The organism is Amycolatopsis sp. lyj-84 (genome assembly GCF_046549075.1).
Taxonomy (GTDB): domain Bacteria; phylum Actinomycetota; class Actinomycetes; order Mycobacteriales; family Pseudonocardiaceae; genus Amycolatopsis.
Genome location: NZ_JAJPWO010000001.1, coordinates 923,004 through 935,723, shown reverse-complemented (window position 1 = coordinate 935,723; position 12,720 = coordinate 923,004). Strand labels below are relative to the sequence as shown.

11 protein-coding genes are annotated in these 12,720 nt (G+C 69.3%); 6 read left to right on the top strand and 5 right to left on the bottom strand.

Features of this window, described 5'->3' with window-relative positions:
- Positions 1-17: 17 nt before the first annotated feature.
- Both ACLJRM_RS04600 and ACLJRM_RS04595 read right to left on the bottom strand, forming a co-directional pair.
- Positions 18-686, bottom strand: coding sequence for a response regulator (locus ACLJRM_RS04600; protein WP_410662369.1), 669 nt, complete (start codon positions 684-686; stop codon positions 18-20).
- Positions 683-1,759: a sensor histidine kinase gene (locus tag ACLJRM_RS04595; RefSeq protein ID WP_101610351.1), complete on the bottom strand. Its 1,077-nt coding sequence runs from the start codon at positions 1,757-1,759 to the stop codon at positions 683-685. The genes ACLJRM_RS04600 and ACLJRM_RS04595 overlap by 4 nt, the downstream gene beginning before the upstream one ends.
- A 67-nt stretch (positions 1,760-1,826) precedes the next feature.
- Between ACLJRM_RS04595 and ACLJRM_RS04590 the strand changes: the two genes are divergently transcribed.
- From ACLJRM_RS04590 to ACLJRM_RS04570, 5 genes are all read left to right on the top strand, one after another.
- Positions 1,827-2,384, top strand: coding sequence for an ArsR/SmtB family transcription factor (locus ACLJRM_RS04590; protein ID WP_101613487.1), 558 nt, complete (start codon positions 1,827-1,829; stop codon positions 2,382-2,384).
- Positions 2,377-3,264 carry an SRPBCC family protein gene (locus ACLJRM_RS04585; protein WP_410662368.1) on the top strand — a complete coding sequence of 296 codons (888 nt, stop codon included), beginning with the start codon at positions 2,377-2,379 and terminating at the stop codon, positions 3,262-3,264. Before ACLJRM_RS04590 ends, ACLJRM_RS04585 begins: the two co-directional genes overlap by 8 nt.
- A 142-nt stretch (positions 3,265-3,406) precedes the next feature.
- Positions 3,407-3,550, top strand: a complete 144-nt coding sequence (locus ACLJRM_RS04580; RefSeq protein WP_233222972.1) for an SDR family oxidoreductase — start codon at positions 3,407-3,409, stop codon at positions 3,548-3,550.
- Positions 3,551-3,622: 72 nt separating this feature from the next.
- Positions 3,623-4,132, top strand: a complete 510-nt coding sequence (locus tag ACLJRM_RS04575; RefSeq protein ID WP_410662367.1) for a DUF3761 domain-containing protein — start codon at positions 3,623-3,625, stop codon at positions 4,130-4,132.
- A gap of 57 nt (positions 4,133-4,189) precedes the next feature.
- Entirely contained in the window at positions 4,190-5,617 is a 1,428-nt protein-coding gene (locus ACLJRM_RS04570; RefSeq protein ID WP_101610349.1) for an MFS transporter, read from the top strand.
- Positions 5,618-5,685: 68 nt separating this feature from the next.
- On the opposite strand, the gene ACLJRM_RS04565 is transcribed toward ACLJRM_RS04570, so the two are convergent.
- Complete coding sequence (locus ACLJRM_RS04565; protein ID WP_410662366.1) at positions 5,686-7,239, bottom strand: acetolactate synthase large subunit; 1,554 nt, start codon at positions 7,237-7,239, stop codon at positions 5,686-5,688.
- 11 nt (positions 7,240-7,250) lie between these two features.
- Positions 7,251-8,633 (bottom strand): FAD-binding oxidoreductase, encoded by a 1,383-nt coding sequence (locus ACLJRM_RS04560; protein ID WP_101613485.1) that lies wholly within the window; start codon positions 8,631-8,633, stop codon positions 7,251-7,253.
- Between the two features lie 189 nt (positions 8,634-8,822).
- Between ACLJRM_RS04560 and ACLJRM_RS04555 the strand changes: the two genes are divergently transcribed.
- Entirely contained in the window at positions 8,823-9,611 is a 789-nt protein-coding gene (locus ACLJRM_RS04555) for a Calx-beta domain-containing protein (protein WP_101610347.1), read from the top strand.
- On the opposite strand, the gene ACLJRM_RS04550 is transcribed toward ACLJRM_RS04555, so the two are convergent.
- Positions 9,595-12,558 (bottom strand): BTAD domain-containing putative transcriptional regulator, encoded by a 2,964-nt coding sequence (locus ACLJRM_RS04550; protein ID WP_410662442.1) that lies wholly within the window; start codon positions 12,556-12,558, stop codon positions 9,595-9,597. The genes ACLJRM_RS04555 and ACLJRM_RS04550 overlap by 17 nt on opposite strands.
- Between the last annotated feature and the right edge of the window lie 162 nt (positions 12,559-12,720).

The following is a 12,720-nucleotide window of genomic DNA, read 5'->3' as shown; positions in this document are numbered from 1 at the left end:
TACTACCGGAGTTGTGTTCACGGGGTCAACCAGCGAGGGGTGATCATGCCCGATTCGTAGGCGAGCACGACGAGTTGCGCGCGATCGCGGACGTCCACCTTGGTCATGATCCGGCTGACATGCGTTTTCGCCGTGGCGGGGCTGAGCACGAGTTCCTTCGCGATCTCGTCGTTGGACAGACCGGCCGCGACCAGGCTCATCACCTCGCGTTCGCGTTCGGTGAGCCGGTTCAGCACCGGCGACGGCCCTGGCCGCGCCACCCGGCCCGCGAACTCGGAGATCAGGCGGCGGGTGATCGACGGCGCGAGCAGTGCGTCGCCCCTCGCGACCACCCGGACGCCGTGGATCAGTTCCTCCGGTTCGGTGTCCTTGACCAGGAATCCGCTGGCGCCGGCGCGCAGGGCGCCGTACACGTCCTCGTCGAGGTCGAAGGTGGTGAGGATGACGACCTTGACCCCGGCCAGCGCCGGATCTTCGAGCAGATGCCGGGTCGCGGTGAGCCCGTCCATCACCGGCATGCGGATGTCCATCAGGACCACGTCCGGCTTGTGCTCGCGCGCGGCTTCGAGGGACTCCCGTCCGTCGGCGGCTTCCGCGACGACCGTGATGTCGGCCTCGCCGTCCAAAATGGACTTGAACCCGGCGCGGACCAGCCGCTGGTCGTCGACGAGCAGGACCCGGATCATCGCGCCGCCCGCAGGGGGAGCCGGGCGCGGACGCGGAAGCCGCCGTCCTCGCGCGCGGCCGCGGCGAATTCGCCGCCGAGCGCTTCGGCTCGTTCGGCCATCCCGCGGATCCCGTTGCCGGGTTTCGCGGCACCACCCCGGCCGTCATCGTCGATCTGCACGGACACATCATGGTCGGTGTAGCCGATCCGGACCACGACGGTGTCCGCCGCGGCGTGCCGCGCGACGTTGGTCAGCGCCTCCTGGACGACGCGGAAGGCGGCGTGCTCGACGTCGGGCGGCAGATCCCTTGCCGTGCCGTCGATCTCGGTGCGGACGGTCAGCCCGTGCGCGCCCGCCGACTCGGCCAGTTCGGCGACCCTCGCCAGACTCGGCGTATCCACCTGCCTCAGCATGCCGAGGGTGGAGCGGAGCTCGCGCAACGCGTCCTTGCTGGTCTGTTTGATCGTGACCAGCGCTTCCTCGGATTTCGCCGGATCCTTGCCGTGCAGCGCGGCACCGGCCTGGACGTTGATGAGCGCGAGGTTGTGCCCGAGGACGTCGTGCAGTTCACGCGCGATCCGGAGACGTTCGCCGGTGGCCCTTCGCTGTGCTTCGGACTCCTTGGTGCGCTCGGCTTCGCGGCGGTAGTACGTCACCGCTCCGACCGCGACCAGCGCGATGAACCAGCCCGCCATCAGCAGGAACGCGAAGTTGTCCACCTGTCGCGAGGCGCCGGCCCTCGCCTCGCCGAACGCGACGCCGCCCATCGAGGCCGCCGCGACGACCGCCGCGCTGCGGATCCGCCCGGTCGAGGCGTTGTTGTACAGCGCGAAGGCGAACGCGAGCAGCACGAACCCGTCGGGATCGGTGTACGGGTAGTAGATCGCGCAGCACACCGCGGTGAAGATCGCGACGGGGAGCGGGTGGCGGCGGCGCAGGAACAGCGCGGCGCAGGCGAGTACCACGCATATCCAGCCGATCACGGCGTTGCGTGGCTGTTCCGCGCTCGCGCCGAGGGAGACCGCGACGGAACTCGCGAGCACCGCCACGGTGATCGCGAGTTCCGCCGTGTACCGCCGCAGGATCGCCACACCACGAGAGTAGCGCGATGCGGTTCGATTGACAAAATAGATTTTTACGTTCAAGATGATTTTCGTGATGAAGGATGTGGCGTACCTGGAGCGGCTGGATCAGGCGGAGGCGTTGCTGAAGCCCCAGCGTGTGGACGTCCTGCGGCAACTGGCGGAGCCGCGATCCTGCACCGAGGTGGCGGCGGTGCTTGGCCAGACTCCGCAACGGGTCTACTACCACGTGAAAAAGCTGGTGGAAGCCGATCTCGTGACGCAGGTGTCGGAACGCAGGGTGCGAGGCATCAGCGAGGGCGTGTATCAGGCGAGCGCGCGTTCGTACTGGTTGTCACCGGGCCTGGTCGGCCGGATCGGCCCGCGAGCGGTGCGGGACGAACTGAGCCTCGGCTATCTGGTGGACCTCATGGAGGAGGTCCAGGCGGACGTCGCCGTGCTCGACCGGGCCGCGCCGGAACTGCCGTCGATCGGCGTCTCCGGCGAGATCCGGGTGGAACCGGAGCGCCGCCAGGAGTTCCTCGACGAACTGAAGACGACTTTGCAGGATCTGTTCACCCGCTACGGCGGAGCGGAAGGCGACGCCTTCAAACTCGCCGTGGCCTGTTACCCGAAAGGAGAGGCTCGTGACTGAACCGGCGAGCTTCCAGGTGCGCGTGCGCGCGCCGATCGACGACGTCTGGCACGCGCTGATCGACCCCGGAGCGTTGCGAACGTGGTTTTCCGAACACGCGGAAGTCGACCTGCCGTCCCGCTACGAGTTCTGGGGCCGGTACACGCCGGACGGCGAAGTCCCGCGTCAGCGGCTGTTACTGGCCGAGGACAACGTCCTGCGGTTCGCGTGGACCGTCGACGGTACGGAGACGATCGTCGAACTCGAGCTGGCCGAAGACGGAGACGGGACCTCTTTGTCGTACAGCCAGACCGGCCTGCCGGACTTCGCCGAGCTGATGGCGGACTCGGACTCGCCGCTCGGCATGATGCACACGTTCTGGGCGCTGGCGGTCGCGAACCTGGTCGATCACGTCGAGGGACGTCCGATCACCGCCCGCTGCGATCTCACTTCCCCGGTGATGCGGGAAGAAGTGCGCATCGGTGCGGCGCGACCGGAGGTCTACCGCTCGATCACCGACCCCGCCGCGTTCACGCGCTGGTTCGGCGCGCGGATCGAAGCCGAGATGCACGTCGGCGGACGCTGGGCGATGGGCTCGCTGGAACTGGATCCGGACCCGGCGAAGATCGTTGATCTGGTACCCGACGAGAGGATGACGCTCGCGTACGAGGAAGGCATCGTGACGTCCTGGGAACTCGAGGACTCCGGCGGTGGTACCAGGCTGACGTTCGTCCAAAGTGGATTCTCTGGCGAGAAGCCGCCGTATGGCTCTTGGATGGGCTGGCTCAGCGGCTTGGCCGAGCTGCGCCGGTTCCACGAGGTCGACATGTGGCTCCCGATCTGGGTCGACGTCCACCTGGACGGAATGCCCGAAGGACTCATCGCGCTGGACGGGAAGTAGGAGGATCCGATGTTGCTCGAAGGCCGGAACGCGATCGTCTACGGGGTGGCCGGCGGAATCCGGTCGGCGGGCGGGAAAGCCGGGACCGCGCAGTTCGACGCGCTCGACGAAGCGGCCATCGACGAACACGCCACTGGTCGAGATGTCGTTGGCGGACTTCGAAAGCCCGGTCCGGACGGCGTCCTTGGAGGATGTCGCCCGGGTCGCCGCCTTCGCCGCTTCGGACCACGCGCGCGGCATGACGGCGACGGCACTGAACATCAGTTGCGGCACGATGGTCGACTGACCTCTCTTCGGCGGTAACACCGGCGAACGATCTCCCGACTACGCGGCACCACCACGTGCCAGGGAGGCCGTTATGCCGAAGAGAACGACGAAACTGGGCATGGCACTGGCGATCGGGCTTCTGGTCGCCGGGGGCTGTGGGGTGGAGACCGTGCCCGCCGGGCGGGTCACGCCGAAGACCGGCTCGGTGTCGACATCCTCGACGTTCTCGATGCCGCCGACGCCGACCAGCAGCTGGGCGCCGCCCACGACCACGAGCACGGCTGTGCCGACACCGACACCGACACCGACGCCCCAGCAGTTCGTCCCGCCGACGACGGCCGCGGTCGAGGTCCCGAAGCAGGTCGAACCGCCGCCGTCGAAGGCGCGCCCGAAGACGACACCCACGGCGAAAGCGCCGAACCTGGCGGCGTGCGGAAGCGACTACTACCGCAACACCGACGGCGTCTGCGTCCACCGGCCGGCGACCGGACCGGGAGCGGCCGACGGCGCGACGGCCCTGTGCAAGGACGGTTCCTATAGCTACAGCCAGAATCGCCGCGGAACCTGTTCCGGGCACGGTGGGGTCCGCACCTGGTTGTGATCCCGTCGGTCAACCATTCACGACAGAGGGAGGTGCTGTGTAAGGTCGGATCATGGGATGCGAATGGTGAAACCGGCCGGCCGGGCACCTTCGCCCCGGGTCTTCGTCGTCGTGCTCGCCACCTGCGGGCTGGTGGCCTCGTTCATGCAGACGCTCGTCGTCCCGCTGATCCCGTCGTTTCCCCGGCTGCTCAACGCGACCCCGTCCGACGCGTCGTGGGTGGTGACGGTGACCCTGGTCGCCGGTGCCGTGGTGATGCCGGTGAGCGGAAGGCTCGGCGATCTCTACGGCAAACGCCGGTTGCTGCTGATCAGCCTGGGCTTCCTGGTCGCCGGTTCGGTGGTCTCCGCGCTGACCAGCTCGCTCGCGCTGATGGTCGTCGGCCGTGGGCTGCAGGGCTGCGCGATGGGCGCGATCCCGCTGGGGATCAGCATCATGCGCGACGAACTCGCCCCCGAACGCGTCGGCGCGGCGATCTCGGTGATGAGTTCGACGCTGGGCGTCGGCGGCGCCATCGGGCTTCCCGTATCGGCGCTGGTCGCGCAGAACGCGGACTGGCACGTCCTCTTCTGGGCGTCGGCGGGGCTCGGGCTCGTCTGTGGCCTGCTGATCCTGTTCGTGGTGCCGGAGTCGCCGGTGAAGACACCCGCGCCGTTCGACTACCTCGGCGCTCTGGGGCTGACAGCCGGGCTGGTCTGCCTGCTACTGCCGATCGTCAAGGGCGGCGAATGGGGCTGGGGCAGCGGCCGCACGCTCGGCTTCGCCGGAACCGCGGTCGCGATCCTGCTGGTCTGGGGCGCCTATCAGCTGCGGCGCCGCGATCCGCTGGTGGACCTGCGGGTCTCCGCGCGGCGTCCGGTGCTGTTCACCAACCTCGCGTCGATCATGATCGGGTTCGCGCTGTACTCGATGGCGTTGTCGTTCCCGCAGTTGCTGCAGGCGCCCGCCTCGACCGGCTACGGCCTCGGCTTGACGATGGTGCAGGCAGGGCTCTGCCTGGCGCCGAACGGGCTGGTCATGTTCATGCTTTCGCCGGTTTCGGCCCGGCTCATCGAGCGCTACGGCCCGCGGACGACGCTGATGACCGGCGCCGTCACCATCGCGATCGGGTACATCTTCGCGACCGTGTTGATGGACAACGCTTTCGAGCTGATCACGGCGTCGATCATCATCGGTGGCGGCGTCGGCATCGCCTACGCGGCCATGCCCGCGCTGATCATGGGCTCGGTCCCGGTCACCGAAACCGCGTCCGCGAACGGCTTGAACTCGCTGATGCGATCCGTCGGCACGTCGACGTCCAGCGCGGTGATGGCGACCATGCTCGCGTCGCTGGCGATCACCGTCGGCGGGGTTTCCGTTCCGTCCGCGACCGGGTTCCGGCTGAGCTTCGCGGTCGCCGCCGGTGCCGCGCTCCTGGGTCTCGCCTTGACCGCCTTCGTCCCGAAGCAACGCCAACCCGAACCGCTGGTCGCCTCGGTCCACTAGCCCCAATTTGCAAGGAAAGTCCCCTTCATGGCGAATTTCGCCATGAAGGGGACTTTCCTTGCACACCCTCAGAACAGGGTCGGAACGATCGCGTCGATCAGGTGCGGCCCCGGCTCGGCGAGCGCGCGCTGGAACTGCTCGGCCAGCTCCTCCGCGGTCGTCGCCCGGGTCGCCGGGACACCCAGGCCCTCGGCGATCTTGACGAAGTCCATGTCCGGCCGCGAAAGGTCGAGCAGTTCGTTCGCCTTGGGACCGCTGGCGTCAGCGCCGACGCGCTGCAACTCCAGCCGCAGGATCGCGTACGCGCGGTTGTTCAGCAGGACCGTGGTGACGTTGAGGTTCTCCCGCGCCTGCGTCCACAACGCCGAAATCGTGTACAGCGCGCTGCCGTCGGACTGCAGGTTGATCACCGGACGGTCCGGCGCGGCGACGGCCGCCCCGGTCGCGACGGGCATGCCGTAGCCGATCGCTCCACCGGTCAGGGTCAGCACGTCGTGCCGCGGCGCACCGGCGGTGGCGGCGGGCAGCAGCAGGCCGGAGGTGTTCGCCTCGTCCGCGATGATCGCGCGCTCCGGCAGCAGCGCGCCGATCACCTCGACCCAGTTCTGCGGCGTCAGCGGTCCGGACGGCAGTGCGGGCCGGGCGGCTTCCTGCAGCACCGGCTCCGTCTCGGCGGCGACCAAGGCCGCGACGTCGTTCAACGCGCGCGGGACGTCCTGCCCGACTTCGGCGAGCACATGGACCTGCGCGCCTTCGGGCACCAGGTTGCTCGCCTTGCCGGGATAGGCGAAGAACGACACCGGCGCCTTCGTCCCGGCGACGATCACGTGCTTGATCCCGTCGAGCTGGTACGCGACCTGCTCGGCGAGGTAGCCCAGCCGCTCGATCGTCGGCAGGCCTTCGCCGCGCTCGAGCCGGGAGGGGAACGTCTCGACGAACGCCTTCACCCCGGTCGCGGTGGCGATCCTGCTGGTCGCGAGCAGTCCGGCCTCGCGGCAGCCGCTGCCGCCGACGAGCAGCGCGACCGGTTCACCGCTCGCCAGGATCTCGGCGATGTTCTTCACCGTCGTCGCGTCGACGGCCTGCGGGATCCGCGGAGGGATGGGTGCGACCGGTTCGCCGCCCTCACCCCACGACGCGTCGGCCGGGAGGATCAGGGTCGCGATCTGCCCGGGGGCGTCCTGCGAGGCCGCGACGGCCGCGGCGGCGTCGGCGCCGACGTCCTTCGTGTGCTCGGAGCGGCGGACCCAGCCTTCGAGGGAACCGGCGACGGCTTCGATGTCCGATTCGAGCGGGGCGTCGTACTGCTTGTGGTAGGTCGCGTGATCGCCGATCACGTTGACGATCGGGGTGTGCGCGCGGCGCGCGTTGTGCAGGTTCGCCAGCCCGTTGCCGAGGCCGGGGCCGAGGTGCAGCAGCGTCGCGGCCGGTTTGTCGGCGATGCGCGCGTACCCGTCCGCGGCGCCGGTGACGACGCCTTCGAACAGGCCGAGCACGCCGCGCATCTCGGGCACGGTGTCGAGCGCGGCCACGAAGTGCATCTCCGAGGTGCCCGGATTCGAAAAGCACACATCGACGCCACTGTCGACGAGCGTGCGGATCAGGGACTGGGCGCCGTTCATTTCACTCACTTTCAAGCCCTCTCAGCGAAAAGAACACCGGGGTTGAGGATCCCGGCCGGGTCGAAGCTTTCCTTGATCCGGCGCATCAGCGCGATCTTCGCCGGGTCCTCCAGGTCGAGGAAGTAGCCGGACTTGGCCTGCCCGAGGCCGTGCTCGCCGGAGATCGCGCCGCCGAGTTCCATGCCGAGCGCGAAGATGTCGGTCAGCAGTTGCTTCCGCTTCTCGGGGTCCTTGCAGAAGATGGCGAGGTGGACGTTGCCGTCGCCGGCGTGCCCGCAGCCGAGTGCGCCCGCCTCGCGCGACAGCGCCATTTCCCTGGCCCTGCGCAGGAACTCGGGCATCGCGGACCTCGGGACCACCACGTCGATGACGTCGTCGGCCCCGGCCGCCTTGGCTGTCCAGAACGCCTTCTCGCGGGCCTCGATGAGCTTGCGCGCCGAATTGCCCTCGAGCACGTAGACGTCCATCGCCCCGACGTCGGCCAGCAGCCCGCCGAGCTCTTCGATGTCGGCGTGCAGCCGGTCGTTGTCGCGGTTTTCCAGCGCCACCACGAGATACGCCTGCGCGGAGTCACGGATGGCGTCCGGAACGCCGAGGCTGAGCTTCTCGTTGTAGCTGATCGCGGCGAGCGTCAGGTTGTCGATGTATTCGAGGATGTGCGGCGCGAGCCCGCTGGAGATGATCTTCGGGACGACGGTCATCACCTCGTCGAAGGTCTCGAACGGGGCGAACACCGTGGCACCGTGCGGCAGGCGCGGGTACAGCTTCACGATGACCTCGGTCGCGATCGCGAGGGTGCCTTCCGAGCCGATGATCAGCTGGGTCAGGTCGTACCCGGTCGACACCTTCGAGGTCTTGCCGCCGGTCCGGATGATCTCGCCGGTCGGCAGCACGGCCTGCAGGCCCACGACGTTGTGCCGCGTGACGCCGTACTTGACCGCGCGCATCCCGCCCGCGTTCGTGCCGACGTTGCCGCCGACGCTCGCGCTCAGTTCGCCGGGGTAAACGGTGTAGCCGAGTCCGGCCGCCGTGGTCTTTTCGTCCAAATCGGACAACGTGACACCCGGCTGGACGACGGCGACGTGGTTCTCCGTGTCGATCTCCAGTACCGCGTTCATGCGTTCGAAAGAGATCACCAGACTGTCTTCGCGCGGTGTGGCACCGCCCGAAAGCCCGGTGCCCGATCCTCTCGCGGTGACCGGCACACCGTGTTCACCCGCAGCCTTGAGCAGCTCCGCGACCTCCTCGGCGGTCCCCGGTTTCGCCAGGAAGGCGGGCTGCCGCGGAGAGGTGGTCAATGCCTCGTCGTGTGCGTAGTCCTCGGGGATCGCTTCGCCTGCCAGCAAATTCGTGTCCCCGACGATCTCGGCGAACCGTGCCGCAACATCGCCCATCGACTGCCCTTCCTCACGCGTCTTTGCCTGGTTACCGAAGCGTAGTACGTCGCGGGCGGCGATGGCCATGAATCATTTTCATGTTTGCCGTCCGGTCGCCACAACCTCACGACAACCTCACTCCGTTACCCATGTCGCAACGGGCCGCGGCGGCCCGCCGGAAGGGGTGGACGCTCGATGGGACCAAGGATGAAACGGATCGCGACGCTGGGGGCGGCGTTCGCGATCACGTTCGGGTTCGCGGCACCGGTGGCCGAAGGCGGGGAAGCGGGCTGTACGGCACCCGTGGTGAACGTCAGCGGCGTCAGCCAGGCCGAGGGAACGAGCGCCGGGTACACCACCCTTCTCTTCACCGTTTCCCTCGACGACGGCGGCTGCGCGCCGCAAGGCTCGGTCGACTACCGGACGATCGAGGGCAACGGCTCGCCGGTCGATCCGGCGTTCACCGCCAAGGAGGGCGTCGACTACCAGCCGGTCACCGGCACGCTGACCTGGTCCGGGAGGACGGATCCGCAGACCGTCGCGGTCAAGGTCCGCGCCGATTCACTCGTCGAGAACGACGAAATGTTCTCCCTCCGGCTCTACGGCGAGAAGGGCCTGCGGATCGGGCACAGCGTCGGCGTCGCCTGGGTGGCCGACGACGACGCGGCCAAGACGTCGCCGGTGGGGACGACCCAGGAGGGTGAGATCTGCTGGTCGATCCCGCCCAACTTCTCGCAGGGAACCACCTGCAAGGTCCCGCTCGTGCTCTCCCGGCCGTGGGCCGGGCCGCTCACGGTCCGCTATCGCACCGAGGGCTCCGGCCACGTCCCGGTGAAGGACGGTGTCGTCACCTTCCAGCGCGGTGAGACGAGGGGATACGCCGAATTCACGCTCCTGCCCGGTCAACCGGGGAAGGCGCGGGTCGAGTTCTTCGAGCCGTCGCAGGGCAGGCTCGTGTACGCGACCTCGACCGTGGTGATCACCCCCGCCCGGTGACGAGGTCGGCGTCGGCCGTCGCGTTCGCCCGCCGGTACAGCTCGATCGCTCGAGCCCAGTGGGCGGCCGCGGCGGCCGTGTCGCCGCACCTCGCTTCGAGGTCACCGAGGTCGCGGTGCAGGTGAGCCTCCTCGTACGGATCCGGGACCCCCGCCCGGACCGCGAGGCCGCGCTCGAGGTTCTCCCGCGCCGCGACCAGGTCGCCGAGCCCCAGGTGGGCGCGGCCGAGCCGGTCGAGCGCCGCCGCCTCACTGTGCCGGTTCCCGACGTCCCGGCTGATCAGCAGCGCCTGGTCGAAATCGTCGCGGGCGGCCGGGTAGTCGCGGCGGGCGAGATGGACCTGGCCGGCGTGCAGCAGCGATTCCCACTCCTGCCACCGGTCGCCGATCGCCCGCGACGCCGCCAGCGCCTTGCCGAGATGCTCCAGCGCGACTTCGTGATCGCCGAGTTCCTCGTAGGCCTCGCCGAGCGTGTCCAGCGTGGCGGCCTCCAGCCGGGCGTTGCCCAGTTCACGGAACGTTTCCAGCGCGGCCGTCAGCGGGCTGAGACCGTCCATCGGCTGGCCGCGGCGGATGTAGGCGTGACCGAGGTTGCGCTGCGACAGCGCTCGCCCGAGCCGGTTGCCCACCGACGTGCACCGCTCCACCGCCAGCTGATACGCGGTGATCGCCTCGTCGAACCGGCGCAAGGCGGCGTAGGCATTGGCGGTGTTGTTGTAGATATGGCCTTCGCCTTCGAGATCACCCGCCGCACGGGCGGCCTTCAACGCGCGGGCGTTGGTTTCGAGCGCGTCGGTGAGCCTGCGGGTCATGAAGTAGGCCGCGCCCAGCGCGCGCAGCATTTCCGCCTCGGCCAAGGGATCGTCGAGTTCGGCGGCCGCGGCCGCCCCCTCACGGCAGAGCCCGATCCGCTCGTTCCAGCCACCGGTGGTGTCGTAGAAGCTGGTGAGCAGGTAGGTGAGCTGCCAGGCGGCGGTGTTGCGGCCGTGTTCACGCGCGAACCGCACCACCGGCAGCAGATTCGCTCGTTCTGCGCCCAGGAAGGCGAGCGCCGCACGTCTTTCGGCCGGGAACGGCCGCTCCGGGGGAGGGTGACGCAGTGCCGGGGTGACCAGATCGCGGTTCGGGTCGATGATCCGGTTCGCCTCCGCGGCGACGTGCAGGTACCAGTCGATCAGCCGGTCCGCCGCCTCGGCGCGGCTCGCCGTCGTCTCGTCGGCGCGGGCGCACGCGACGGCGAATTCGCGGATCAGATCGTGGAGGCGATAGCGATCCGGGCCCGCCGGGGTGATCAGATGCGCGGCGGACAGCGCGGCGACCGCGGTCCGGCCCGCTTCGGCGGGCACCCCGCACAGCGCGCTCCCGAGCGCCGAGCTGAACGACGTCCCCGGAGTCGTTCCCGACAGCCGGAACAGTTGTGCCGCGGCGTGGTCCAACGGCAGGTAGGCGCTCGCGAGGACGGTTTTGACGGTCCGGGAATCACCTTGCACCGCAAGGGTTTCCAGTCGTCCGACGCCGGTGAGCTCGCGGGTGAGCTCCGCGATCGGACGGTTCGGTTCACCGGTCAGGCGCGCGGCGGCGATCCGCAGTGCCAGCGGCATCCCGTCGCAGAGCCGCGCCAGCCGCGCCGCCTGCCCGGGTTCGCGGCTGACCCGATCGGCGCCCAGCACCCGGGTGAGCAGGGCCATCGATTCCGGGTCGGCCAGCGCGTCGAGAGCGAACACGCGGACGGCGTGCCTGCTGCCGAGCGCGGCCAGGGTCTGCCTGCTGGTCACGATCAGCATCGCTTTCGTCGTCCCCGGAACGAGCGGAAGGATCTGGTCGACGCTGCCCGCGTTGTCGGCGACGATCAGGCAACGCCTGCCGTGCAGCAGCGAGCGGTAGAGCGCCGCGCGTTCGGCCGTCGCGTCGGGCAGCCGGTCGTCGGGGAGGCCGAGCCCGCGCGACAGATGGGCGAGCGCGTCGCCCGGTGACACCGCTTCGTGCGGGTCGTGCCCGGCGAGGTCGAGGAAGAGCTGGCCGTCGGGGAAGCGGTCCGCGATGCGGTGCGCCCACTGCACGGCGAGCGCGGACTTGCCCATCCCGGCCGCACCGGAGATGACCACGACCGGCGGCTCGGGTTCTTCGAGGAGCAGGTCCAAAGAGGCGAGTTCCTGCTGCCGTCCGGTGAAGTGCCCGACACGGGCGGGGAGTTGCGCGGGTGCCGTACCCCGCGCGGGCGCGTCGAGTTCGGGCGCGCGGCGCAGGATCGCGGTATGCAGTTCGACCAGTTCCGGGCCGGGGTCGACACCGAACTCGTCGGCCAGTCCCCGGCGTACGGCCTGGAACGTCTCCAAGGCTTCGGCGTGCCTTCCGCAGCGGTGCAAGGCGAGCATGTGCAGCGCGGCGAGCCGTTCGCGGTACGGCTGCCCGGCCCGCAGCCGCGGAAGTTCCCGGAGGACCTCCTCGTGTTCCCCGAGTTCGAGCTCGGCGTCCCAGAGTTCTTCCCAGGCGGACAGCCGCAATTCCTGGAGCCGCTCGACCTCGCGCGGCCCCCAGCCGTCTAGTTCGGCGTCCGCGAAGGCTTCGCCGCGCCAGAGCCGCAACGCCTCGCGCAAGGCCGCCACCGCCTGGCCGGGGTTGCTCCGTTTGGCGGCACGAAGCTCTTCTTCGAAGCGGAGAGCGTCGACTGAGGACGGTGCGACCGTCAGGACGTACCCGGGTTTGCGGGTCAGCAGGACCGGCGGGAAGCCACAGTCCTCCAGCGCCTGCCGGATCCTGGCGACGTGGCTGTGCAGGGTCTTCACCGCGGTGCGGGGCGGATCCTCACCCCAGAGCACGTCGACCAGCCGGGGGATCGGGACCACCGAGCCCGCGTGCAGCGCGAGCACGCCGAGTACGGCTCGCTGGCGGGCGCCGTGCAACTCCGCCCGCCCGGTGGGGCCGATCGCTTCGACCGCGCCCAGCACCCGTAATTCCCCTGGCCCGGGCACGCTGCTCCCTCCGGCATGTGATCTCGGTGAGCGTATCCGGGCGGAGACTCACCGAAATCGGCCAATTAGGGCACACGATCTCTACAACCCCTCCACAACCGGCCTGACCGACGGTCAACGGGTCGAATGTTTCGCCCA

Bases quoted from the DNA above. Each gene is read 5' to 3' on its own strand.
- ACLJRM_RS04590 (WP_101613487.1), top strand. From the start codon at position 1,827: ATGAAGGATGTGGCGTACCTGGAGCGGCTGGATCAGGCGGAGGCGTTG.
- ACLJRM_RS04580 (WP_233222972.1), top strand. From the start codon at position 3,407: ATGTCGTTGGCGGACTTCGAAAGCCCGGTCCGGACGGCGTCCTTGGAG.
- ACLJRM_RS04600 (WP_410662369.1), bottom strand. From the start codon at position 686: ATGATCCGGGTCCTGCTCGTCGACGACCAGCGGCTGGTCCGCGCCGGG.
- ACLJRM_RS04565 (WP_410662366.1), bottom strand. From the start codon at position 7,239: ATGAACGGCGCCCAGTCCCTGATCCGCACGCTCGTCGACAGTGGCGTC.
- ACLJRM_RS04570 (WP_101610349.1), top strand. From the start codon at position 4,190: ATGCGAATGGTGAAACCGGCCGGCCGGGCACCTTCGCCCCGGGTCTTC.
- ACLJRM_RS04575 (WP_410662367.1), top strand. From the start codon at position 3,623: ATGCCGAAGAGAACGACGAAACTGGGCATGGCACTGGCGATCGGGCTT.
- ACLJRM_RS04560 (WP_101613485.1), bottom strand. From the start codon at position 8,633: ATGGGCGATGTTGCGGCACGGTTCGCCGAGATCGTCGGGGACACGAAT.
- ACLJRM_RS04555 (WP_101610347.1), top strand. From the start codon at position 8,823: ATGAAACGGATCGCGACGCTGGGGGCGGCGTTCGCGATCACGTTCGGG.